Annotated in this window: 26 protein-coding genes and 2 tRNA genes; 23 read left to right on the forward strand and 5 right to left on the reverse strand. The window is 58.5% G+C overall.

What is annotated here, in order from left to right; genetic code table 11:
• Positions 1-6 precede the first annotated feature (6 nt).
• Entirely contained in the window at positions 7-1284 is a 1278-nt protein-coding gene (locus tag H6M51_RS11090) for an efflux RND transporter periplasmic adaptor subunit (protein ID WP_185809901.1), read from the reverse strand.
• Between the two features lie 295 nt (positions 1285-1579).
• Between H6M51_RS11090 and H6M51_RS11095 the strand changes: the two genes are divergently transcribed.
• From H6M51_RS11095 to H6M51_RS11120, 6 genes are all read left to right on the forward strand, one after another.
• Positions 1580-2740: a site-specific integrase gene (locus H6M51_RS11095; RefSeq protein ID WP_185809902.1), complete on the forward strand. Its 1161-nt coding sequence runs from the start codon at positions 1580-1582 to the stop codon at positions 2738-2740.
• Between the two features lie 46 nt (positions 2741-2786).
• Positions 2787-3089 (forward strand): AlpA family transcriptional regulator, encoded by a 303-nt coding sequence (locus H6M51_RS11100; protein ID WP_246780476.1) that lies wholly within the window; start codon positions 2787-2789, stop codon positions 3087-3089.
• Entirely contained in the window at positions 3086-3742 is a 657-nt protein-coding gene (locus H6M51_RS11105) for a hypothetical protein (protein WP_185809903.1), read from the forward strand. Before H6M51_RS11100 ends, H6M51_RS11105 begins: the two co-directional genes overlap by 4 nt.
• A 250-nt stretch (positions 3743-3992) precedes the next feature.
• Positions 3993-4382, forward strand: coding sequence for a hypothetical protein (locus H6M51_RS11110; protein ID WP_185809904.1), 390 nt, complete (start codon positions 3993-3995; stop codon positions 4380-4382).
• Positions 4382-5626 carry an AAA family ATPase gene (locus H6M51_RS11115; protein WP_185809905.1) on the forward strand — a complete coding sequence of 415 codons (1245 nt, stop codon included), beginning with the start codon at positions 4382-4384 and terminating at the stop codon, positions 5624-5626. Before H6M51_RS11110 ends, H6M51_RS11115 begins: the two co-directional genes overlap by 1 nt.
• Before the next feature lie 165 nt (positions 5627-5791).
• Positions 5792-5974, forward strand: coding sequence for a hypothetical protein (locus H6M51_RS11120; RefSeq protein ID WP_185809906.1), 183 nt, complete (start codon positions 5792-5794; stop codon positions 5972-5974).
• A gap of 387 nt (positions 5975-6361) precedes the next feature.
• Here the strand turns inward: H6M51_RS11120 and H6M51_RS11125 are convergent, their stop codons facing one another.
• On the reverse strand, positions 6362-8110 hold the full coding sequence (locus H6M51_RS11125; protein WP_246780477.1) for a flagellin: 1749 nt from the start codon (positions 8108-8110) through the stop codon (positions 6362-6364).
• Positions 8111-8440: 330 nt separating this feature from the next.
• Here H6M51_RS11125 and H6M51_RS11135 point away from each other — a divergent pair, with 330 nt between their 5' ends.
• The 9 genes from H6M51_RS11135 to H6M51_RS11175 all read left to right on the forward strand — a co-directional run bounded on the left by H6M51_RS11135 (position 8441) and on the right by H6M51_RS11175 (position 12952).
• A complete protein-coding gene (locus H6M51_RS11135) occupies positions 8441-9553 on the forward strand; it encodes a hypothetical protein (RefSeq protein WP_185809907.1) in 1113 nt (370 codons plus the stop codon).
• Between the two features lie 231 nt (positions 9554-9784).
• On the forward strand, positions 9785-10291 hold the full coding sequence (locus H6M51_RS11140; protein ID WP_185809908.1) for a hypothetical protein: 507 nt from the start codon (positions 9785-9787) through the stop codon (positions 10289-10291).
• Positions 10292-10300: 9 nt separating this feature from the next.
• Positions 10301-10876: a hypothetical protein gene (locus H6M51_RS11145; RefSeq protein WP_185809909.1), complete on the forward strand. Its 576-nt coding sequence runs from the start codon at positions 10301-10303 to the stop codon at positions 10874-10876.
• Entirely contained in the window at positions 10876-11016 is a 141-nt protein-coding gene (locus tag H6M51_RS11150) for a hypothetical protein (RefSeq protein ID WP_185809910.1), read from the forward strand. Before H6M51_RS11145 ends, H6M51_RS11150 begins: the two co-directional genes overlap by 1 nt.
• The gene (locus H6M51_RS11155) at positions 11000-11593 is read left to right on the forward strand and encodes an HK97 family phage prohead protease (protein WP_185809911.1); all 594 of its coding nucleotides are present in this window, start codon (positions 11000-11002) and stop codon (positions 11591-11593) included. Before H6M51_RS11150 ends, H6M51_RS11155 begins: the two co-directional genes overlap by 17 nt.
• A gap of 29 nt (positions 11594-11622) precedes the next feature.
• A complete protein-coding gene (locus H6M51_RS11160) occupies positions 11623-11943 on the forward strand; it encodes a hypothetical protein (protein WP_185809912.1) in 321 nt (106 codons plus the stop codon).
• Between the two features lie 111 nt (positions 11944-12054).
• Positions 12055-12405 carry a hypothetical protein gene (locus H6M51_RS11165; protein WP_185809913.1) on the forward strand — a complete coding sequence of 117 codons (351 nt, stop codon included), beginning with the start codon at positions 12055-12057 and terminating at the stop codon, positions 12403-12405.
• Positions 12405-12689 (forward strand): hypothetical protein, encoded by a 285-nt coding sequence (locus tag H6M51_RS11170; RefSeq protein ID WP_185809914.1) that lies wholly within the window; start codon positions 12405-12407, stop codon positions 12687-12689. Before H6M51_RS11165 ends, H6M51_RS11170 begins: the two co-directional genes overlap by 1 nt.
• A complete protein-coding gene (locus H6M51_RS11175) occupies positions 12680-12952 on the forward strand; it encodes a hypothetical protein (RefSeq protein WP_185809915.1) in 273 nt (90 codons plus the stop codon). Before H6M51_RS11170 ends, H6M51_RS11175 begins: the two co-directional genes overlap by 10 nt.
• A gap of 249 nt (positions 12953-13201) precedes the next feature.
• Here H6M51_RS11175 and H6M51_RS11180 read toward each other — a convergent pair whose 3' ends face one another.
• Positions 13202-13582, reverse strand: coding sequence for a PadR family transcriptional regulator (locus H6M51_RS11180; protein ID WP_185809916.1), 381 nt, complete (start codon positions 13580-13582; stop codon positions 13202-13204).
• Between the two features lie 194 nt (positions 13583-13776).
• On the opposite strand from H6M51_RS11180, the gene H6M51_RS11185 reads away from it, so the two are divergent.
• From H6M51_RS11185 to H6M51_RS11195, 3 genes are read left to right on the forward strand one after another with little or no spacing between them, the layout of a single operon-like run.
• Positions 13777-13986 (forward strand): hypothetical protein, encoded by a 210-nt coding sequence (locus tag H6M51_RS11185; RefSeq protein WP_185809917.1) that lies wholly within the window; start codon positions 13777-13779, stop codon positions 13984-13986.
• Positions 13986-16235, forward strand: coding sequence for a tape measure protein (locus H6M51_RS11190; RefSeq protein WP_185809918.1), 2250 nt, complete (start codon positions 13986-13988; stop codon positions 16233-16235). Before H6M51_RS11185 ends, H6M51_RS11190 begins: the two co-directional genes overlap by 1 nt.
• Before the next feature lie 22 nt (positions 16236-16257).
• Positions 16258-16923 (forward strand): DUF5131 family protein, encoded by a 666-nt coding sequence (locus H6M51_RS11195; RefSeq protein ID WP_185809919.1) that lies wholly within the window; start codon positions 16258-16260, stop codon positions 16921-16923.
• A gap of 41 nt (positions 16924-16964) precedes the next feature.
• Here H6M51_RS11195 and H6M51_RS11200 read toward each other — a convergent pair whose 3' ends face one another.
• Positions 16965-17777 carry a hypothetical protein gene (locus H6M51_RS11200; protein ID WP_185809920.1) on the reverse strand — a complete coding sequence of 271 codons (813 nt, stop codon included), beginning with the start codon at positions 17775-17777 and terminating at the stop codon, positions 16965-16967.
• Between the two features lie 449 nt (positions 17778-18226).
• Between H6M51_RS11200 and H6M51_RS11205 the strand changes: the two genes are divergently transcribed.
• The 3 genes from H6M51_RS11205 to H6M51_RS11215 all read left to right on the forward strand — a co-directional run bounded on the left by H6M51_RS11205 (position 18227) and on the right by H6M51_RS11215 (position 18918).
• Positions 18227-18484, forward strand: coding sequence for a hypothetical protein (locus H6M51_RS11205; RefSeq protein WP_185809921.1), 258 nt, complete (start codon positions 18227-18229; stop codon positions 18482-18484).
• Positions 18485-18493: 9 nt separating this feature from the next.
• Positions 18494-18570 (forward strand) — tRNA-Arg (locus H6M51_RS11210).
• 126 nt (positions 18571-18696) lie between these two features.
• Positions 18697-18918, forward strand: a complete 222-nt coding sequence (locus H6M51_RS11215) for a hypothetical protein (protein ID WP_185809922.1) — start codon at positions 18697-18699, stop codon at positions 18916-18918.
• A 187-nt stretch (positions 18919-19105) separates the two neighbouring features.
• On the opposite strand, the gene H6M51_RS11220 is transcribed toward H6M51_RS11215, so the two are convergent.
• A tRNA-Ser gene (locus tag H6M51_RS11220) sits at positions 19106-19195 on the reverse strand.
• A 300-nt stretch (positions 19196-19495) separates the two neighbouring features.
• Here H6M51_RS11220 and H6M51_RS11225 point away from each other — a divergent pair.
• Both H6M51_RS11225 and H6M51_RS11230 read left to right on the forward strand, forming a co-directional pair.
• Positions 19496-20560 carry a septal ring lytic transglycosylase RlpA family protein gene (locus H6M51_RS11225; RefSeq protein WP_185809923.1) on the forward strand — a complete coding sequence of 355 codons (1065 nt, stop codon included), beginning with the start codon at positions 19496-19498 and terminating at the stop codon, positions 20558-20560.
• 73 nt (positions 20561-20633) lie between these two features.
• Complete coding sequence (locus tag H6M51_RS11230; RefSeq protein ID WP_185809924.1) at positions 20634-21809, forward strand: D-alanyl-D-alanine carboxypeptidase family protein; 1176 nt, start codon at positions 20634-20636, stop codon at positions 21807-21809.
• Positions 21810-21815 lie beyond the last annotated feature (6 nt).

Below are 21815 nucleotides of genomic sequence, written 5' to 3' on the forward strand. Positions count from 1 at the left end.
CGGATCTCAGCGACTGCGGACGGTCTGGTCGGTGATGACCCGATCGCCCTCCTTGACGTCGCCCTTGACGACGACGGTGTTCTGACCGTCCGAGGCGCCGATCTCGATGTTGACGGCGAGGGGCTGGCCATTGCGCAGCAGCCAGATCGTCCGCTCCCGGCCGGTCGGCTCAGGCGCGACGGGCGGGGCCTGGCGGGGCGGACGAAACAGGCTGAAGACGCCGGTGCCGCCACTCGTCGTTTCGGTGACAGGGGCAGGCGGAGCATAACGCAGGCCGGCATTGGCGATCAGCAAGCCGTCCGTGACCTGTTCGACGACAATGTCGGCTGTGGCCGTCATGCCCTGCCGGAGCAGCAGGTCGTCATTGGCGACCGACAGGATACCCTTGTAGGTAACGACATCATTGACGGTTTCGGCGGCGTAGCGGATCGACGTGATCTCGGCCGGGAAACGCTTGTCGGGAAAGGCATCGACCGTGAAGCTTGCGGTCTGGCCGACCGTGACGCGACCGACATCGGCCTCGTCGATCGACACCTGCAGCTCCATTTCGCGCAGGTCACCGGCAATGGTGAAGAGGGTCGGGGCTTCGAGCGAGGCGGCAACGGTGGCGCCCGGATCGACATTGCGCGACAGGACGATGCCATCGATCGGCGACAGGATGGTCGCCTTCGACAAAGAGAGCTTTGCCTGTTCGAGTGCAGCCTCGGCCGAGATCACGTCGGCTTCGGCGCTCTGGCGGGCGGCCGATGCTGCCTGAAAGGTGAATTCCGCCGTGTCGAGATCCTGCTGGGTGGAGACGCGGCTCGAGACCAGCGCCGTCAACCGGTCGAGCTTGGCCTTGGCCGATTGTTCATCGGCACGCGCCCTGGAGACGGCAGCCCGAGAGGACGCCAGGGCCGCCTGCTTCGCCTTCAGATCGGCGTTTAGCTTGTCCGTGTCGAGGCGGGCGAGCACTTCGCCCTTTTTCACCTCGCTGTTGAAATCCACCAGCACTTCGCGGATCGTGCCCGACTGTTCGGAGGAAACATCGACCTGGACCGTCGGCTCGACGGAGCCCGTGGCGGTGACCAGAACCGTGAGGTTGCCGGGTTTCAGTTCTGAGGTCTTATAGCTCACCGTCGTGCCGTCGGAAGACCAGAGATAGGCGCCATAACCGAGAGTGGCGAGAGCCAGAAGCCCGACAAGCCGCAAACCCCACCGACGCTTCGGTCGCGCGGCCGAGGCGAGAAGGGCCTTGAGTTCTTCGGTCCCGGAGGCGGTCGAGGGTCTTGCGTCGTCGGTCACGTCTTGTCTTTCACGGTCATGTCGGTCCTGCCTGATCCTGCACCCGTCCGCTTCCCTAGCCCTTGATCGCGGTCAAGCGGGATCTGCCTTGCAAGGATATGGAGATAGACCTTCGGCGCGGAAATGACAGTGAAAGATTGGTAAGGTCGAGGCGTGCGGCAAGAGTGATGGCGGATGGGGTGTCCGCATGATTACGACCAATAGCGCAACTGCTGAAAACACATACTAGAATTTGTGTCTGTCCGCCTTATATTGCCCAACGAATTTAGGCCAAATTTTATGGCAGGATTGGGCAATGGCAAGACACAAACTCACTGAGAAGGCATGCAAGGCGTTATCGGAACCGGGGATCTACTCGGACGGGGATGGGCTATACCTGCGCGTTCGGCCAGGCGGATCTAAACAATGGCTTTTCGTCTATCGATGGGAAGGCAAGCGCGCCGAGTTGGGGCTAGGGGGCTATGGTGCTGGCACCGCGCCTGTCTCCGTTTCCTTGGCTCGTGATAAGGCTGCAGCGATAAGAGACATGCTAGCACGCAAAGAGGATCCAAAGGCAGACAAGAAGACCGGCGCGACTTTTGCGGAGATCATGGAGGACGTCATTAAGCTAAAGGCCAAGTCGAGCAAAAACGAAAAACATCGCCAGCAGTGGGCAATGACACTGCGCGAATATGCCAAGCCGCTCCATGACTTGCCGGTGGCTAAGGTTACGATAGACGACGTGGTCAGGACGCTTAATCCGATATGGGAGAGCAAGCCGGAAACGGCAGATAGAACGAGAATGCGCATTGCTGCCGTGATGGATGCAGCGAAGGCGAGGGGCTTGTTTCAGGGCGATAACCCAGCTGCATGGCGCGGCGCATTGGAGAACCTGCTGCCGGCGCGCAATAAGCTTTCACGTGGGCATCATCCAGCGCTCGACTACAAGCTAATTCCAGCCACCATGAGGGCGTTGGGGGAATCTAGTGCAGTGTCTGCGCGAGCTACCGAATTGCTCTGCCTGACGGCTTGCCGGTCCGGTGAGGTTCGTGGCGCAGTATGGTCCGAGATCGACATGGATGGCGCGTTGTGGGTGATTCCGGCGAAGCGCATGAAGGGCGGGGCGGAGCATCGCGTTCCGTTGACCGACAGGGCTATCGCCATCCTGAAGGCGCAGAAGCAAGCGGCGACGAGTGATCTTGTCTTTGAGGGCGGGAAGATCGGCACGCCCATCAGTGACACGGCGATGAACAAAAGCCTGCGCGCCGCTTCTGGCGTCAAGAAGGTGACGATCCACGGGATGCGAAGCACATTCAGAGATTGGGCCGGTGACGAGACCCACCACCCGCGCGATGTGATCGAAATGGCGCTGGCACATGCTGTTAGGGACAAGACGGAAGCCGCTTATCGTCGTCAGGATGCATTACAGAAGAGAAGGGCGCTAATGGACGATTGGGAGGCGTACTGCGCTAGCTAGGCGCATTTTCTCTATTGACAAACTTGTAGAATGCCTTTAATGTCCGTTGGCTTTGACAACAGATAAGCCAATCAAATCACATTCGTCAATCTACCAGTTTATTCAAGCCTGTCAAGAGGAGATTTTGAAAAAGATGGAAAAAGCCGCCAACGACAACAAACCCCGCCTCATGAACCCCAAGGAAGCAGCGGAAGCCACTAGCCTTTCGCGGACGCTGCTGACGCTGATGGCTGCGGAAGGGCAGTTCCCCAAGCCGGTCCAGCTAACCGAGCGACGCATCGCATTTGTGCGGGCTGAGGTTGAGGCTTGGCTCGATCAGCGGATTGCAGCGCGGCAGGTGGCGGCATGAAGCGCGAGACCATCCGCATGCTGAGTGCACATGTAGACGATGACGAATGGATAAACATTGCGCGACATGAGGCCGGTCACGCTGTTGCAGCTATCCTTGGCACCATCGACGTCTACGGCAATACGTTTGGAATCCACAAAGTCCACATCAGGCCGAGGGGTACAAACTTCTTTCTGAGCAGGAAGGGGCTGCCCATTTACGCCTATGGGCTTTGCGAGATTACCGGCCTCTACACTGCGAGCGTTGGAACGGCGGAATTCGTCAAAAGTACGCAGCCCAAAATGGCCGACCACTACATCAAGTGCGCTGAATGGGAGATCATCGGGTGCCTCGCCGGACCATATGCGGACATGGTGTCTCGTGGGCACAAGTCCCTCAAGTCAATCCACTGGAACGCAATATGTAGCGGCGTCGGGGAGTCCGACTTCGAATCTCTCTTCGCGCTTTTCGATGACCTCAAGATCCTTGCCGGGCGGCGCGCTGGCTTGGAGAAGCTAAAGGACAGGACAAGGCGTCTTGTCCTCGACAACTGGCTGGCCATTGATCGGCTCGCCGCCGCACTGATGGAAAAGAACAGCATGAGTTGCGCCGATGTCATGAGCGTCATCGGTGACTTGCTGCCAGACAGACAGCCGCAAGCGCTAGCCGCTTAGGCAATTACCTAAATACAGGAGACCAGATTGAGAATCATATCAATCCGCCGCGAAACCGCGAGCGGAAACACTCTTGCACGCTTTGATGCCGAGTTGGCGCCTGGCGTTAAAGCATACGGACTGAAGCTCGTGCAGGCCAAGACAGGCCTTCGCGTCTTCGGACCGTCCATAAGCGGAGGGCCAGCCGTAACATTCGCGCCCGAAGTCGCAGCGCAACTTGCAATCATCGCCAGTGGGGAAATCGCCCGTCATGAACACAGCATTTGATTTAGTGTCACGCCTCTCCTCAAGGGAGCGTCAAGCCTCAATCTTGGAGACCCGAATCTCCAAATACCTGGAACTGCGTTCCGGTGTCACCATGGTTGAATTGGCCCGCGATATCCCCGGATTTGCAGGCTCCGAAATGTGGGGGCGCGAAGACCAGAATGTGGTCCTTTGGGCGGACATGTCCCCCGCGGCAATATCCGCAATGAAGAACCTCATCGAGGCGGGCCGCATAGTTCCGACGGCGACAAACTGGCTTGTTTATAGCTTCGACGGCGGCGTGCTCGACATGCCCCTGGCCGATAGCGTCAGCCGCAAATACAGCACGCCGCACTGGCTGCCCGTCGTATTTGCTGGCAGCAGGGAGGCCGTGTAATGGCCCCATTGAAAAGCAAGGCGCCAAAGCGCGTTGAAGTTTCCGATCTCGTTCTCGAGTTCCAGAACGCCATCATCGACTTGGACCTTGGGAATGGCGATGCCCGCGACTATGCGGAGGCGATTACCGCAGCCGCCACTCGGATGGAAGCCGGCATCCAAGCCCACGTCGACAAGCGCGTTGCCTATCGGCTACGCTTCACCGAGCCGGCCAATGACAACACGCCGCCTAAGCTCGTGTCCTCAGCTGATTTCGTTCGTGGTTTCCAGCCGCCCGACTACGCCATTGAGGGCATTGCACAGAAGGGCTTCGTCTACTCTCTAACGGCCAGCACCGGAACGGGCAAAACTGCCGTTGCACTTTTGCTTGCGCTTCTTACGGAACAGGGGCGGGAGCTTGCTGGCCGTGAGGTCTCGCAGGGGCGCGTTGTTTACTTCGCGGGCGAAAACCCCGATGACGTCGCAATGCGCTGGATTGGCATTTGTCACGAGCGTGGCTTGGACCCGACAAAGCTTGACGTGCATTTCATCACCGAGCGCTTTTCTATTCCTGAAGCAATTGAAGCTATCCGCACTCAAGTCGAGGCGATCGGCGGTGCCGGCCTTGTCGTGGTTGACACGTCAGCCGCATACTTCCAAGGCGACGACGAGAACGGCAACACCGCTCTTGGCGGACACGCTCGAGACTTGCGGGCGCTTACTACTCTGCCAGGCAGGCCGTGTGTTATCGTTCCCTGCCATCCGACAAAGAACGCCGCCAACGACAACCTGCTCCCACGCGGCGGCGGGGCCTTTATCGCCGAAATGGACGGCAACCTGACTTTGTCGAAGACTGGCGAGGCTGTCCGCCTTCACTGGCAGGGCAAGCACCGCGGGCCGGACTTCAAGCCGATATCTTTTCGCCTGCAGACAGTCAGCGCGCCTCAGTTGGTCGACAGCAAAGGCCGGCCGGTTCCAACCGTTATGGCGGTCCCCATGTCGGACGGCGAGTCGGCGGCCACACAGCGCCCCCTTGACGGGCCGAACAGGAAGGCCCTAGCGGCACTCCACGAGCTTTATGCGGATGGCGAGCCAGTGACTATGGCAAGCTGGCGGGCGAAGTGCCGGGAGGTGTTTGACGACGGCACGGGCAAGTCTCGTGGCACGCTGGACCAAAAGTTCAACCGGGCAAAGACGGCGCTACTTGAGCAGGGCCGTGTCGAGAAGGTTGACGAGGGCTTTGTCCCTATAGAGCCGGCACTTTAGCCATGTACGGTGATGTACGCGTACATGTACGTACACGCGTACATCAACACATCACCGGCATCATCAGGCATGTATGTACGTGTACGGACTCTTATAGTCCGTACATGCGTACATGCTTGAGCCCCGGTAAAATTAGAAATTCAAAAACCTGAGGAGAGAAAGCACATGACCAGCGTGATCCCCCTGACAGAAACATACAAAGGCCTCCACCCGACTAGCGGAAAAGAGGTGACGGTCGTCGGCATTGATGCCAGCGGCTACTCGCCGCGCCTTATCATCATCCGGAACGACTCTGCCGGCATACAGGCCGAGGTGGTCGATTATGTCGATGCACGGCGGGGAGCTTGACGCCACCCTGGCCACCGCCCTAAATCCGACCAACGGCCAGCGGTGGCCACCCACAGGCGGCGGCAGGAGCAAAACCATGTCGCTTGGCGCAGGCGCTCGACGCCTATCGGAATATCAAAACCAGAAGATGACCGTCGGCTGTGATCGCTGCGGCTTGAGCCGACGTTACGACGGCAACGCTATGATTCGGAAACTCGGCCCTGACCTGGTGCTGCCAGACCTTCTGCGCCGGATAGCCAAGGCCGAAGGCTGCAGCTTGATAAACGCGCCGACGCCGAACGGCTTAAGATGCGGGCTGCGATATGGGCGATAAAGTGTTGCTCACCATCATGTCGCTCATGATTGCCGCGACGCTTATCTCGGCGGGTGTGCAGGTAGTCTCCGTCGTCACTGCCTGAACAACGAAAGCACCATGTCAGCGCTAGTGTTTGCAATAGACAGCGACTGAATGGCCAACTGCTCTTGGGTCTGCTGGGCCTTCAAGCGTGTAGACGCCTCGTTCATGTCGGCGTCCACCAAACGTCCGATGCCCGAAGCTATACTGTCATAGAGTTTTGACGCAAATTCGCTCTGCATGTCGATCCGGCTTTGGACCGCGCCAAGCGCTGCTGCGCCGCTGACAGTTTTCTGGAGCATGTTATCTACTGCAGAAATATAGGATGACAGAGCGACGTTTCCGGTAGTGATGTCTATTCCCAAGAAATCGAACGTCGTAAGATCGTCGGGATCTGATGGAGATCCACCCGTCGTACGCTCATGTTTCGCGACATTGTCGATGAAGAATGTCGAGTTCAGTCCTTGATACGGACGAACTGCTGTGTTGATGTCTGCGTCGACTCTGCCTCCAGTGGCACTGAAGAGTACGTCAGAACCCGATGTTACGTATGCCAAAACCGTTGCGTAGTCTGCAGCACTACCTATGCGCCCATCTGCTGTACCTAGTGCCGCGTCCACAGCGGCCTTGTTTACCGTATGTGTGGTCACAGACATGGGGCCGCCGCCGGGAACTGACATCGCTAGCGTAAAAGAAAAGTATGCGTCATCCAGAACGCTGAAAGGGGATGTGAAGTTAAACGAGGCCTTCGGATATGGGTTATTCACTAGTTTTATGGGAGGCCTGTCGATTCCGAACGCATAGCCTCCCGCCAAATTAGACATAACGTTGGATATCTGAATGCTATGGCCAATCTCACTCCCCTGATTAGGGATAATACTCACCTGAACGGCACCAAAACTATACGCGGCGTTTGACAGGACGCTGAGTGAACTTAAGTTGAAGGCGTAATCGATTACCGTCTTCAGCGCACTCTGGTTCGGAATTGCACCATCCACCCTTCCAAGCGCGGCGTTTACAACGGACTGGTTTATAGTCACCTGCGCTGACTGCCCTGGCCCATATACGCTGCTATTCAATGTAGCATCGAAGGTTATCTCATCCGCCGCAGCAAATGTAACTGGCCAAGAGGTGAGCACACCTGGATATGTGATTTCAGAATAGGCTAGTGCGCCGATGAAGGGATCGACGTCGATACCACCAACATCTTTTAGCCCGACGCCGCCGGGCGCATTAGGATCCGGCATGGTGATTTCGAATCGCTGTTGAAGGATCGCGCCTCTACTCTTGTTGAACAGTGCTATGTCCGACAATTCAATATTAGCTGTCTTCACACTAACTCCACCCGATCCATCTCTCACGAAGCTGGAAACGACGGATCTTTTGGCTGTGCTCAAATCTACATCAACGTTAAGCCAATTCTGTCCACTGAAACTCGCGCTCTCCGAGATGCTAACCACCTGCTGCTTCAGTTGCTCAAGTTCCTCTTGGATCTTTGATCTGTCGACACCTTCTTCTGCTGCGGCGACGAGCTTGGCCTTAAACTCACTCAAAACGTCTGCAACGGCGGACATGCCGGCATAAGCTGTGTCGACGGTTGCTCCACCTAATCCAAGTGCGTCCTGCATGGCCGACAGGGCCATATTGTCAGACCGCATAGTGGTCGCCACGGACCAATATGCCGAATTGTCAGAAGCTTGGCTCACGCGCAGGCCGGTCGAGACTTCGCGTTGGGTAGTGGCCAAATTATCAGAAAGCGTGCGGAGTGTTTGAAGCGCTGCGGTGGCAGCAGTATTTGTCAAAATGCTTCTCATGATACTCGGTTAGCCAGAATCAATAAAACAACTTTCTAGTGCATTTCGCAGAGCTAAGGTTAATCAAAAGTGAAAATTATAGCTCAGATTACAAGAAATTTATGGTGCATTGTTGTTGAAGACGAGCTGTTGGGCAGCCACCCAGCCGGGCATCCACTTCCTTGCCGATTCGGCTTTCGCCAAACCCGCGGTCACCTCATGTGCAGAGTTTTTTCTGGGTTTTGATTTTTTTAATCAAACCCGCCTTTACCGGCAGGGGTCTTATTCTTATCTGCAATTTAGCATCCCTGATGTTTGAAAACCCGCTGCAGCGACAGCATGCGCAAAGATCCGAACAACGGACAGCGCTCTCGAACCTACGAGATCCACGTGAGAACTACTGCACAGCACCGCGCGGCCGTGGCCGCTTGGCGCGAACACGCGCCCGCAAACGATTCTGACATTTTCACCACTTCGAGATCGTCTTCACCTCGTCATGCCGGTCTATCCGATGACTTGGCCGTGATCCTTAAATGGCGCGCCATTTCTCGTCCTCCCGCGGAACCGCTCCGCACAAACTGGTCGATTATACCGGCCAATGACAATTTCGAGGAAGAGGAGCGCGACGACGAGCCGGCGCCGCCCATAGTCGAATGCGAGCACGAGATACGCCCGACCGTTGGAGCCCTGATGGCTGCGGTCAAAAACGTAGAGCTCGAACCTCATCGCCCAGGCCTCATAGACAGAAGACCCGTAGGCGGCGACATCGAGAAGCGTGGCGGACAGATTGTACGGCTTGGCGCGCTGCGCTTCGGGATCATGCCGACTGTTGCAGATGGCACGACGACACGCCCTGGCAATAACCGGCAAATCATCTCATGGCGGGGAAAACGCCCGGTGGACCGCTTCGGACGAGCTAAGGGTGCAGATCTTGATGAAGAGGAGGAGTTTGCCAAGCGGCAACGCCTCGCCAACTGGCTCGGCTGCTACGCTGGGGAATTCATACCGCAGACTGCCGAAAGTCGAAGAAAGGCGCGAGAGCGTGCAAATCGCGTCAAAGATAGGCCGCTCCCGGCACTGCCGCCGACGACCATGCCGCTGAACGAAGCGAGGGCTTTCGCCGGTTTGCCACCAGTTGAGCAAGATCCCCGGCCAGTGCTCCCTACTGGATCGCTGGATGTCGGCGACATTTTCTCGTCATGGGTGGCCATGCCGAAGAAGGCGAACCAGGGGGCAACGATCCGTGATGATGAGCATACCTTTGACCGTGCCGAAGTCGTTTCAAAACTACCGGCGCAAGACGTCACCGTACTGGATGCGGCCCTCACGGCGCGCAACATGACCGACATTGGCAACGTGGTAGGGTTCGCAGGAAAAGTTGCGGAGCGGAAGGGGCGCCAGGCGCTGCAAGAAGCCTGCGAACGCCTTTCGAAGATTTTGTCAGCTGCATGAGTCCCATTTTGCAGACTGGCGCGGATAATAGATATCGGGCCTCTCGTAGGGTTCCTAACTAGCCAGCCCTCGGGCTGGCTTTTTTCTTCCCCATTGCCGGAGGCGCGGATGTCCCGCCACGGCGATAAATCCACCCGCGCCGGCGACGCCGGGTGTCGATCGCGCGCCGGCCAGGCTTCGCGCTTGGCCGGTTGCTGCGTTTTCCTTTCTCCACTTATCTGGAATTTCATCATGATGAAAAAAACACTGACCTCCGCCGAGGCGGAGGAGGTCATCGCGGCTGAGCTATCAGTCTCGCCCTCAGTCGTGCGGGACACTGTCCGGCGACTTCGCGAGGCCGATCGCATCTCCTCCGGCCGAAAGGCCACATTTACGTCGCGCGAACTGGCGCGCATCATTTTGGCGCTATCCGCCAATCGGGCCGTTACCTGCGTAGCGGCAGAGATGCAGACCGGCGACCTGCCGCGCACTGCAGGCGACGGTGCCATCAATGCCGAAACCGAGCTTACGGACCTTCTGGACCAGGCAGCAGGTCTTGCCGGTGGGGACATCGACTTCCGGTCCGGTGACATCTTCCTGTCTGAAGGCGGCTTCATGACAGTCGCCGCCCGTCGCTTCGAAGCCGATCCAGTCACTCGGATCTACAAGCGCGGCTTCAGTAGCCCTGACCGCATGACCCGGCTCGCGCTTATCCCGCTGCCACTGCTCAAGCGGTTGGCCACGCAAATCATCACTTGAAGGTGACACATGAAGAATATCCCCCGGCCCGAAGAGCATTCGGCCGACTTGATGGCTCTCGTTGAGCGCCAGACAGAGCTAATCAAACGGCAGGCGGCGAACCGACAAGAGCTCGCCGCGATCCATGCCAAGGCGGCAACGCCGCCGCAGGAGCACAAAGATCGCGTGGCTGCATTGGTCGCCGGTATCTCCTATGAGCCCCCCGCGGACGACCGCGATGCCATCGCGCGCCTGGTGCGGGAAGAGCGTGACATCAAAGACGCGCTTGACGAAATCGCCCTGAAGAAGAACGAGCTCACGCGGCAGGCTTCGGCGGCCATCGTGAAGAGTTTCCGACCTGAGTATGAGGCAATCGCCACCGAGTTCTACTCGGCTCTTTGCCTGGCGGCCGCCGCTCACTGGAAGCTCGGCGCTCTTCGGAGAGACTTCATGCGAGCGGGTGTCGACCCCACGGGGCTCACGGACTTCGGCCGCGACTTCTTCGGAGCGCCGAGTGATCGAAACAACGACCTCGCTATCGACCTTCGTAAGGCGGCTCGCAACGGAGTGATCAAGGAAAGCCAAATCCCGGTGGGGTATCGCTAATGCAGACGGCAACCAAGAATGACGACCGCGGCCAGGAAGCAGAAGCTACCGAGGCGAAGGTACCAACGCCGCCGATTGGCCTGAAGGCCGCCACCCAACTGCTGAAATGGCTGGAGCGGCACGGTGGAAAAAAAGAATAGCCTCTTCAAGCCAGTCATCACGGCGGACGGCACCTTCTCAGGCTATGGCGCAGTCTTCGACAACCTCGACAGTCACCGCGACGTCATCCGCCGCGGATCCTTCGAGAAGTCACTGAGAGCTTGGCGCGTCAAGGGGCGACTGCCCACGATGAAGCTGATGCACGGCAGCAGCAGCAACCCCTTCAGGCACGACGACTTGCCCATCGGCGTTTGGACTGAGATGCGCGAGGATAATAGGGGTTTGTGGGTTGAGGGACGTCTCTTGGCGCTCGATACAGACCAGGGCAAGCGCTTGCTTAGCCTCATGCGTGCTGGTGTTCTGGACGGCCTCTCTATTGGCTTCGTTCCTGAGCGCACCTCAGTCGGCAAGGGCAACGTGAATCGCTACCTCGACGAGATCGACCTTCGGGAGCTCTCCCTCGTCGATGAGCCGTCCAACGACTTGGCCCGTGTCGTTCCCGTATCTGACTACGACGAGGCTGCAGAGCGATTGCGGCAAGCACTCGCGCAAACATCGACAAAATCTGAACCAGTCGATCCGCTCGAGAAGTTGCGGGCAGCGCTGGCTAAGCTCTAATTCACCAACAATCACGATAGGAAAACACAATGGCATTTGCAGGACTTCACGTAACCACCGGCTACGTCGGCCCGAGCTACGGTCGCAACCTCATCAAGGGTGCGGCACTCCTCACACGCATCACTGGGAGTGAATCGTTGGCCTCTGGCGGCACCACTACGCTGGTGGCGCCCGCAGACCACGAAGTTATGGGGCCGCCCATCTTCCGCGTTCAGGCGGCAGCGGATTCGTGGGTAGCGATCGGCCCGAGCCCGAACGCTTCGACCGGCGCTCGCACACTTTGCCGAGCCGGTGAAGATTATGACTTCTTTGCCGAGCCTGGCTGGAAGGTGGCCTGGGTGGCGGCGTAACCGACAGGGGCCGGGGGCCTTCGATGTTCAAACGGTCTCGCCCACGGACCGGCGCGGTCCCACATCGTGTATTCGTCTTGCCCCGGTTCAAATAAAAATCTGGAGGCCCTGATGGCCAAGGAAAGTGCGGCTTTCAGGGTGCCAAAGCACCTAGAAAAGCCTACCCAAACATGGGTTAAATCGGTCATTTCTGACTTCGATCTGGAAGAACATCACTTCAAGCTACTCGTCTTAGCCGCGGAGGCGTGGGATCGAGCGAACGCAGCGCGTCGTGTCGTTGAGGTCGAAGGGCTCACCTACAATGACCGCTTCGGGCAACCTAAGGCGCGTCCTGAAGTGGCCATTGAACGAGACAGCCGGATCGGCTTCGCCAGGCTGCTTCGTGAGCTCGCGCTAGACGGCGTAGACACCCCGGAAACACCGCGCCCACCGCGGACGGCTGACTACGGGAATCGACGCTAATGCCAGTTCGCCGGAAAGTGAACCGACGGCGCGCGTCGGCGTCTTTGGATGCTTGGTCGGTCTACCTAGAGGCCGGCTTTGACTTCTTCGAAGACTTGCCGTCGGCAGGCGTTCTCGTCGACGAAACCGGCAAGCCATCAATGGAAGACGCCGCAGAGGCTTGGCAAGCCTATGCGGACGATCTGCTGGCAATATGGGCCATCAGCCGACGCCATCACGAAAACGACCCGTGGGCCGTTGAGCAGTTCGGATTGCCACGAGGGAGGTTGCGCCGATGCCGGTGAGACGTAGACAGAACCGGCGAGCGAACCGCGCCGACTTCGACGTGACGCCTGAGATGCTGGATGCGTTTAAGGACTACATTGACAGCGACGAGCGGCCGGGCTGGCCTGAGCAATGGCGCTTGCATGGTTTGCTGGCCGATGCTGGTGTGTTGGCCACGCCGTTCTGTCCGCCATTCGTGTGGCATCCCCACTCACATGCGAACTGGGATGCGTGCCCTGATGCCGTAGCGATTTATCGGCGGCTGGTAGCAGCAGGAAAATGAGCGAGGGTGAAAGCTACAACTTTCACCCTCGATTTCTAGCTCACAAGTGCGGCGATTGATGCGCCGAACCTCACCAAAGTGGCAATCAAACCGTACGGCAACGACCGTACCGCCTGGCCAATGCTCCAAACGTGGGCTGAGATCGGCCCAAACTTGGAGTATGCGTGCTCGAATCCCTCGTCCAAAGCGATCAAAGCATCTTCACGAAACTCCTTCTCGACTGAGCACCAGACGAGAAAGCGTACGATCTTAGTGGGCGAATTCGCCATTGTTATTCTCCTGTGGACGGAGAACACGTGGTGCTTCAAGGAAGCTGACCGTTCTTTCCAGAGCCCTCGCACCAGGTGTCTCAAGTCGGAACACCTTCTTCGAACGGCCGCCCCTAACAGGCTCCGGATCGCTTTTGCTGGCCGAGATCATCCCCTTTTTCTCCAGTTTGGAGAGTGCAAGGTAGAGTTGGCCGATGGCCACATCTCGCCCAGTTAACTGGCTAAGATCGGATTGGAGGTTGGAGCCCCATGCCCGGTCTTGCAGCTTGTTGATTGAAGCCAGAAGCTTCAGCTCAAACGAACCTAGTTCGCGAACTTCTGCCTCCGGCTGGCGAATTGCCGTATGAACTTGTTCATTCATTTCATCTCCTTGGTTGGTCCGGCCACCATGACCGGATGACGTATATATATAACACGGTGTTGAGTATTTCAAGAGCCGTGTAGCTGTCATGTTTTGGGCGGCAACTGCCCGCCATCACACGCCAATCACCACTAATCCAAAACCACCCCGTGGCCCCCGCCGCGGCGCGCAGTCGTGCATAGAAGGAAGCCTAGATGACCGACCATTTCGACGTGGCGACAGCCGCGGCGCGCAGATGTGTGCGCAAATTACTCAAGACTGGGGCGCCCAACGCCATCGTTGCTGACGCCTTCATCGCCCAGGCATTGGCAGTATGGGCCGCGGATACAGGAAGGCAGCATGACGCTGAGGCGATGCTGGCCACTTGGGTAGCAGTCCGCGACTTCGGCGAGGTGGTGGGCTGATGGCGACGCAAGATCTCGAGCGACTGGTCGTTCAGCTTAGTGCGAACCTGAAGGGGTACGAAAACGCCATGCGCAAGGCGCAGGGCATTACCAACCGCCAGCTGCGCGCCATCGAAAAGCGCGCAGAGAAATCAGCTAGCACGATTGGCGCATCATTCGGCCGACTTGGCGGTGCCTTTGCGGGAGCGTTCATAAGCGGCGCAGCCTTGCGGAACGCGCAGGAGCTCATCGACACCGCCACGCAGATCCAAAACGCGCTAAAGGTTGCCGGCCTCGAGGGCGAGGCGCTTACTGGCGTTTACGAAAAGCTCTTCGCGAGTGCGCAAAAGAACGCCGCGCCTATCCAGTCGCTTGTCGACCTTTATTCAAAGCTGTCCTTGACACAGAAGGAGCTCGGCGTCAGCAACGAAGAGCTCATCAACTTCACCGACAAGGTTGCACTAGCGCTGCGTGTTGGCGGCACAGATGCCCAAGCGGCCAGTGGCGCGCTTCTGCAGTTGAGCCAGGCGCTCGGTGGGGGAGTCGTGAGATCCGAGGAGTTCAACTCGGCGCTGGAGGGTACTCCCACCATTGTCCAAGCGGTTGCGGCTGGCCTGAAGGAAGCCGGTGGATCCGTTGCGACGTTGCGGCAGCTTGTCGTTGACGGCAAGGTGTCTTCTGAAGCCTTCTTCCGCGCATTCGAAGCTGGCTCAGTGACGCTCGAGAACAAGGTCGCCGGTTCTGTCCTCACCACCGCGCAGCAATATGAGAAGCTCAGAAACACGCTTGTAGACGTGGCCGGCAACATCAACGCGGCGACCGGTGCGAGCGACAAGGCTGGCGAAGCGATTGAACGGCTTGGGGGCGCCGTTGAGGTGCTTGGCGAAGTCATCGTCCGGATCGCCAACGGCCCGATTGGCCAATTTCTTGGAAAGCTCGACGAACTTGACCAGAAGGCGCGTTCGGTCCTTGGGTTCCTCGCCAACTTCTCGCTGAACGACGAGATCTTCAACAGCCTCATTGCGCCAGAGGTCGATACCGCGCCCGCAGATGGCGACATCGCGTCGCTCGAGCAAGAGCTCAAGACCCTGCAGGACCGCATCGCCCTCAACACTGAACTCGGCTTCGACAATACCGGGGCATTAGCCCGCCTTGGCGAGGTGCAGGATGCCATAAACCAAGTGCGCGCATCAGCGGGCGGTTTGACGCCTGAAGCCATCCAAGACTACGCGGCGCGCAATGGCATCAGCCAGGCGTCGCCGAAGTCTGGGCGCTTGCCAGCCGCACCTGCCGTGGTCGATCCGGTTTCCATCGCAGACTTCAAGCCACCAGCCGGCGGCAAGTCGGGCGGCGGGGGACGCGCTGGAAGCAAATCCAAACGCTCTGACTTCCAGCAGGAAATCGAGCAGATCCGCGAACGCACAGCCGCACTGCAGGCTGAAACGTCCGCTCTCGCTGGCCTTAACCCGCTGCAGGACGATTACGGGTTTGCGCTCGAAAAAGCCCGCACCACGCAAGAACTACTAACCGCCGCCCAACAGTCCGGGCTGGCAATCACGCCGCAACTTAAGGCGACGATCGACCAGCTGGCTACGGGATACGCCAACGCGTCCGTTGAGGCGCAGAAGCTATCCGACAGCCAAGAGAACATGCGGCGGGCCGCCGAGGACTTCCGCAACACGTCGAAAGACGTTGTTTCGGGGTTCATCAGCGACCTGCGCAGCGGCAAGTCCGCGGCGGAAGCGTTGCGAAACGCGCTGGACAAGGTGTTGGACAAGGTCATCGACATCGCCCTCAACTCCGCCTTCGGAATCGGCGGCGGCGGTGGTGCCGGCGGCTTTTTGGGTGCTATCGGCTCCATCTTTGGCTTTGCCAAGGGCGGCTATACCGGCAATGGCGGCAAGTACCAGCCGGCCGGGGTGGTCCACAAAGGCGAATACGTCTTTGACAGGCAGTCGGTGCAGAAGGCTGGCGGACCAGCGGCGCTGGACGCCATGCGGCGCGGCCTGAAGGGTTACGCAAGCGGCGGCTATGTAGGTTCGGCGCCGACGCTGCCTAGCATGCGCAAGGCCAGCGGCCAGCAGCAGATTGGCGTTAGCGTTGGAGTGCAAGTTGATGAGACTGGCGGCTTACGAGCTTACGTCAAAGAGGTTGCGCAGCGTGAAGTTTCGACCGCGGCGCCAAAGATCGTGGAAGCCGCAAACAACAACGTCGTCCCGACAATGGCGCGGCATCAGGCCCAGAAAGCCGGCGCCGATTGGCGCACGTAATCGCCGACAAGGAAACAACCTCATGCAAATTTCTGAGTGGCATCCCTGGTCGGGGTGCTCGCCAATCTCGCCAAGTTGCCGCGCCTGTTACGCGGTGCCTACGGAAGCCGGCCCCCTTGTCAACAGCACAGCGGAGGGCCGTTTGGTCTTCAACGGCAAGCTACGACGCAATGGCACGGCGAAAGAAACGTTGGCTACCGTGCGCGGGGCGATGGTGGCGGTGCTGCCTCACGGCGATCTCTTTCACGAGAATGCGCCGGACGAATGGCTCGACGACGTATTTGAAGAGATGGAGCAAAGCCGGTCCCGCTTCTTCATGATCCTGACCAAGCGCACCGAGCGAATGCTTTCGTACATCGAGAGGCGCTACGGCGGCCGAAGCGCGCCGGGTAATCTTGGATTCGGCGTGTCTGTTGAGCGCCAAAAAGAAGCAACACAACGCATCCGAGACCTTCTGCGCGCTCAGGTCCAGTTTCGATATCTGATGTTCTTCAGCCTCGTGGGGCCAATTGACTGCGTCGCAATCGCCGACGCCTCCGCATACCGATCGAAGATTCGGCAGGTGATGATCGAGCGGTCCAAGGGTGATGACGACTGGTACTCGGAAGTTACCGAGTTTTTCCGATCGGCGAGTATTCCCGTCACCGAACATGTGCTTGCTGACGAAGTCGCAAAGCGCGGCTTCTGATGCGACGGGGCGGCCTTCGGGCCGCCCTCAATGCGCCACCGTTAGGCGCCTGTTTCCGGCTTTGGCTCCTTCTTCGCGCGAGGCGGGCCAAAGACCAATCTCCGGAAAACAAATGTGTTCCCGCTGAAGGCGGCTGTCGTCGCCACTATGCCTATCACCACCGCTTCGATTTCGCCGATGCTGCCACGGCGCCAGAGCACCAAGCTGAGAACGAGAAGCGCAAAGCACAGAGAGACCACAAAGATGGCACTTGAGGCTCGCCAGTAAGAGCTCTTTAGATCTCGAATATGCTTCTCGACTCTGTGCACCAACTTCTTAGCTGCGGGAGGGGCGGCTTGGCTGCTCGCCCACTCGGGGGTGCCAAGAAAGTCTCCGTATTCTTGGATACCGCCATTCATTCGCTGATTCAGAAACGCGGCCAACCCTTTTTCATATTTGTTAAATTTAAGAAACGGCTGCAATTCGGTTGAATGCACTCCCGCATAATTCCGCACGTTGTTCAAAAAATTCAGATAATCGCGGGAGACTCCACTCTCCAGAGCTAGAGCGATAACCTGGAGCTCTCCGTAAGCAAACAGCGCAAGTGATATGGAGAAGAATATAGCATAATGCTCACCAAGCTCTGTTCCGCTTATTTCAATCAAATTGTTGTCGATCAAATACAAGAAAATAGTCGCTACAGCCAGAGGAATGCCGATGAATGAATAAATTCTAGAAATTATGTCCCTTCTCTCTTCAAGGTTGAACTTGTAATACTCCCATGCGTTATCAAAGTCGCGCAGAATTATTTCCGTGATCGCCAACTCGCTGACGTCGTATCCCAAAACTGATTTCTTCAATGGCAATTCAGGCATTATTCACACCGACTAAGATTTTCTCTTCACAGCCGCGGGCTTGGGCTGCTCTTAGCTATTTGGCTCGATTCCGCTACAAATCCGTGCCGCGTAATACGCCCACATTTTCACATCGGTCTCTTCCTCTCGATGTTGCGCCAATTCCGCAAAGCAGCTTTCGAAGTTATTTTGCTGGAGACCCAATGAAGCCGCAACCGCTACAGCCGCTAACAAAATCGATGTGCAGATAGCCTTTGTACTGGTGTCGAGACTCATTCGCGGCCTATCTCCCATTTAATTGAAGGTAGAGTGAATTTTTTTTCGCAACCACGCAAGAGCCATCTCTTTGATCTTAATTTAGAGTTTTGACAAATTTGTAGAACGATAGTAAAAACAATGATTTAGCATGTTGACGCCTTTGCTTTTTGGCGCCATGTTCTGCCCATGGAAACGCCAACGAGGGCAAGGAAATGACCGCAGCAGTGACGGAAATGCCGAGACGTGATGATGCCAAGGAACGCGCCGCAAACTACCGCGCCAACTCCCGCAAGCTGATTTTGTCGGAAGAGCATGTAAGGCGCCTTCATGCGCTGATGCTTTCCGCCGAACGCCTTTCCGATATCCTTGAGGATTACGATGATCCAAACGGCGAACTGCGTGCCCTGGCCGGGATCATTGAAATGGCAGGCACCGAAGCGCGGGCATTGTCTGACGTGTATCGGGGGTGATTGAATTGCGGCCCGTTGGCGCAACTGGATAGCGCGGCGGATTTCTACCCTGCAGGATCGTGGTTCGAATCCACGACGGGCCACCATATTGCAGACAGCGGGGGCGAGGGCACCACCATGGAAGCCTCACCAGCTTCACCGGACCACCGCGCCGCGCTCGGCTTTGGCTTTGAGCGCGGCATCCATTTCAACGAAGAAGGAAGGACTAGGCGATGAAGAAGGACGAGGCGAAAGCCAAAATAATCGAAGAGTTCCGCCGATGGAGCGCTTTGCCGGAAAACCGGAGTGAGCGGCTGAATGGCACTAAGGCACTTCTGATTTACAATAAGATTCGCGATGCCAAGCCGGATCTGTTCACGTTCAGGTCTGCGAACAGTGACAAGTGGCAAGATGTCCAGGGATGGCTGCGAAGCGCTGGCCTCATTTCCGACTGAGTGCGGCATACATTCGGCTAGGCCGAATCGTCCTGCCGGCCAATCGCCGTGCGCAACCCATGGAAGACCCGCCGGCAAGACGTCAGAATTCAGAAGGGCAGGGCGCAAATCAAGGAGGCGCTGATATTATGGCAAACGTTAGGTCGCCCGATTTACGCCATTGATTTTATTGCGTTTTCAGCCGTTTTGGCGGATGGGGTGGGATTCGAACCCACGGTAGGCTTTCACCTACGCCGGTTTTCAAGACCGGTTCCTTAAACCACTCGGACACCCATCCGGACGGGTGCGTTATGCGCAAAGCGGTGCGATTTGGCAAGGGTGGGCTCTGTGAAATGTCGAGGGGCAGGAGGAGCAGGGAGAGGAGGCCTCACCGCGATCAGATCCTGCCGGTAACACACGCGACCGAAAGGATGTATTAACCATGTTGCCAGCTTTTGCCCCGGCAAAATCATTCAAATTGTGACTTTTCCCATTTTGGCCATTTTTGCACAGGCTTGATTGCGCGCAAGTGAGCGGGGCATGGGGGCCTCGCAGATAGGGCGCGGATGAACAGCGCCCGCGATCTGAAGTGGGACACATGCATCTTGCGACGCGCGGCCGGCTGGCCATTTCCGGGAAGTGGCTCGGCCTTGTGGTGCTTTGCGCCTTCACAGCCTCCTGTTCCACCACCAAGGACACGGCCGACAAGCCGAAACGTTCCAACGAATACTTCGCCGAGTCGGTCTATGGCGTGAAGGCGAGCCCGAGGCTTGTCGAAAGTGGTCCGATCCCCAAGGGCGGCGGTCGTTACATGGTGGGCAAGCCCTATGTGGTGAGGGGCAAGACCTTCGTGCCGAAGGAAAACCCGCGCTACGACAAGGTGGGTGTTGCCTCCTGGTATGGCGATGCCTTTCATGGAAGGCTGACCGCCAATGGTGAACTCTACGACAAGGAGCATCTGTCGGCGGCCCATCCGACTTTGCCACTGCCGAGCTATGCACGCGTCACCAATCTCACCAATGGCAGCTCCGTGATCGTCCGCATCAATGATCGCGGGCCCTTCCATCAGGGCCGCATCATCGACCTCTCGCGCAAGACGGCCGATCTGCTCGACATGAAGCACAGCGGCACCGGCGAAGTGCGGGTGCAGTACATCGGACCGGCGCGGATGGACGGGCATGACATGCCCTATCTGATGGCTTCCTATATTCCCAAGGGCCAGCGCGGGCCGGTCATCGATCCGGGCGGGCAGATCGCTTCGGGCGTCATGGTGGCGTCGAACGACGTGGCCGTGCCGCAGTTCAGGCCGACGGTCGCGCCGACCTACCAGACGGCGCTGAGCGGCTCGACGCCGGATGGGGCAGGGGCGCAGACGCTTGATGCGCAGCGCCTGATGCAGGGCGGGACCACGGCTGCTGCCGGGGCCGTGCTTTCCGGAGAAAGCTTCGCGGCCCTGCCGGATTTCGGACCGATCCCGATGCCGCGGCCGCATCACATCGATGGTTATGATGGCTCCGGTTACGCGGCAGCCTATGTCGAGGCGAAGCCGCAGGCCGGAGCGCTTGCCTTCGACGCCATTCTCGTGCGCAATGACAGCCTCACCGAGCGTTCGATTCTCGCCTCGGTCGCCAGTGGCGGCATCCGGCTCTCGCAGGGGCAGTGATCCGTCGGCGACCGCAAGGGCAGGGCGCCGGATCCGCAAGTCCTGCCGCCAAAGACCTGCCAGCCGAAGTGTGATGATGCGTTCCCTGTTTTCCGTTCTCGCCCTATTGGTCTCACTCGTTCTGCCGCTGTTTGGGGCTGGCGAAGGGCTGGCGCAGACCGTTCCGCCGCCGCAGCTGATCGAAAGCAAGGCCGGCCAAGTCTATCTCGTCGAAGCTTCAACCGGAACCGTTCTACTTGCCAAGAACGAGCGGCAGAGTTTTGCGCCGGCCTCGCTTGCCAAGCTGATGACGCTCGAAGTGGTGTTCGATGCCCTGAAGAAGGGCGAGATCCGGCCCGATACGATCTATCCGGTCTCCGAGTTTGCCTGGCGCACGGGCGGTGCGCCTTCGCGGACCGCAACCATGTTTGCGGCGGTCAAGAGCCAGGTGCCGGTTGCCGACCTCATTCGCGGCATTGCGGTGCACACGGCCAATGACGGCTGCCTCATCATAGCCGAGGGCATGGCGGGATCCGAGGCGAAATTCGTCGAGCGGATGAATGCGCGCGCCGCCGAACTCGGTCTCGCCGACAGCCGCTTCGGCAATGCCACCGGGCTGCCGCATCCCGACAACAAGTCGACACTCTACGATCTGGTCAAGCTGTCGCGGCACCTCGTCGAAACCTATCCGGATCTCTACAAGACCTTCGCGCTGCCGGAATTCGAGTGGAACAAGATCCGGCAACGCAATCGCAATCCGCTTCTCTCCTTCGGCGCGGATGGGCTGGGAACCGGCTTTGCCGAAGGCAGCGGCTTTGCGATGATCGCCTCCATGGAACGCGACGGGCGTCGGCTGTTTCTGGGATTGAGCGGGGTTGCGACGGACAAGGAGCGGACCGAAGAGGCTATGCGGCTTCTCAACTGGGGTTTCGACAGTTTCGAGATGCGCACGCTGTTCCAGGCCGGCGAGGTGATCGGTGAGGCGAGCGTCTATGGTGGCGCGCTGTCGGCGGTGCCACTGGTGTCGGCAAAGCCGGTCGAGGTCTATGTGCCGGTCAACAATCCCGAGCGGCTGCAGGCGCGCATCGTCTATCGCTGGCCGCTCAATCCGCCCGTCGCAGCCGATGCAGAAATTGCGACGCTGAACGTCTTCTCCGGCGAGCGGCCGCTGGTCAGCGTGCCCCTGAAGAGTGCTGCGGCCGTCGAGGTCGGGACGCTTCGCCAGCGAGCCTGGGACGCGGTGATCGAGCTGTTGTTCTTCTGGATCTGACGGAAA

It is taken from the genome of Rhizobium sp. AQ_MP (genome assembly GCF_014237835.1).
Classification (GTDB): domain Bacteria; phylum Pseudomonadota; class Alphaproteobacteria; order Rhizobiales; family Rhizobiaceae; genus Allorhizobium.

Coding starts and splice junctions, on each gene's coding strand:
- H6M51_RS11180 (WP_185809916.1), bottom strand. CDS start 13,582: ATGAATGAACAAGTTCATACGGCAATTCGCCAGCCGGAGGCAGAAGTT.
- H6M51_RS11205 (WP_185809921.1), top strand. CDS start 18,227: ATGACCGCAGCAGTGACGGAAATGCCGAGACGTGATGATGCCAAGGAA.
- H6M51_RS11105 (WP_185809903.1), top strand. CDS start 3,086: ATGAAGCGCGAGACCATCCGCATGCTGAGTGCACATGTAGACGATGAC.
- H6M51_RS11110 (WP_185809904.1), top strand. CDS start 3,993: ATGAACACAGCATTTGATTTAGTGTCACGCCTCTCCTCAAGGGAGCGT.
- H6M51_RS11175 (WP_185809915.1), top strand. CDS start 12,680: ATGCCGGTGAGACGTAGACAGAACCGGCGAGCGAACCGCGCCGACTTC.
- H6M51_RS11140 (WP_185809908.1), top strand. CDS start 9,785: ATGATGAAAAAAACACTGACCTCCGCCGAGGCGGAGGAGGTCATCGCG.
- H6M51_RS11095 (WP_185809902.1), top strand. CDS start 1,580: ATGGCAAGACACAAACTCACTGAGAAGGCATGCAAGGCGTTATCGGAA.
- H6M51_RS11200 (WP_185809920.1), bottom strand. CDS start 17,777: ATGCCTGAATTGCCATTGAAGAAATCAGTTTTGGGATACGACGTCAGC.
- H6M51_RS11195 (WP_185809919.1), top strand. CDS start 16,258: ATGCAAATTTCTGAGTGGCATCCCTGGTCGGGGTGCTCGCCAATCTCG.
- H6M51_RS11190 (WP_185809918.1), top strand. CDS start 13,986: ATGGCGACGCAAGATCTCGAGCGACTGGTCGTTCAGCTTAGTGCGAAC.
- H6M51_RS11225 (WP_185809923.1), top strand. CDS start 19,496: ATGCATCTTGCGACGCGCGGCCGGCTGGCCATTTCCGGGAAGTGGCTC.
- H6M51_RS11185 (WP_185809917.1), top strand. CDS start 13,777: ATGACCGACCATTTCGACGTGGCGACAGCCGCGGCGCGCAGATGTGTG.
- H6M51_RS11230 (WP_185809924.1), top strand. CDS start 20,634: ATGATGCGTTCCCTGTTTTCCGTTCTCGCCCTATTGGTCTCACTCGTT.
- H6M51_RS11215 (WP_185809922.1), top strand. CDS start 18,697: ATGAAGAAGGACGAGGCGAAAGCCAAAATAATCGAAGAGTTCCGCCGA.
- H6M51_RS11150 (WP_185809910.1), top strand. CDS start 10,876: ATGCAGACGGCAACCAAGAATGACGACCGCGGCCAGGAAGCAGAAGCT.
- H6M51_RS11170 (WP_185809914.1), top strand. CDS start 12,405: ATGCCAGTTCGCCGGAAAGTGAACCGACGGCGCGCGTCGGCGTCTTTG.
- H6M51_RS11135 (WP_185809907.1), top strand. CDS start 8,441: ATGCGCAAAGATCCGAACAACGGACAGCGCTCTCGAACCTACGAGATC.
- H6M51_RS11160 (WP_185809912.1), top strand. CDS start 11,623: ATGGCATTTGCAGGACTTCACGTAACCACCGGCTACGTCGGCCCGAGC.
- H6M51_RS11165 (WP_185809913.1), top strand. CDS start 12,055: ATGGCCAAGGAAAGTGCGGCTTTCAGGGTGCCAAAGCACCTAGAAAAG.
- H6M51_RS11145 (WP_185809909.1), top strand. CDS start 10,301: ATGAAGAATATCCCCCGGCCCGAAGAGCATTCGGCCGACTTGATGGCT.
- H6M51_RS11115 (WP_185809905.1), top strand. CDS start 4,382: ATGGCCCCATTGAAAAGCAAGGCGCCAAAGCGCGTTGAAGTTTCCGAT.
- H6M51_RS11120 (WP_185809906.1), top strand. CDS start 5,792: ATGACCAGCGTGATCCCCCTGACAGAAACATACAAAGGCCTCCACCCG.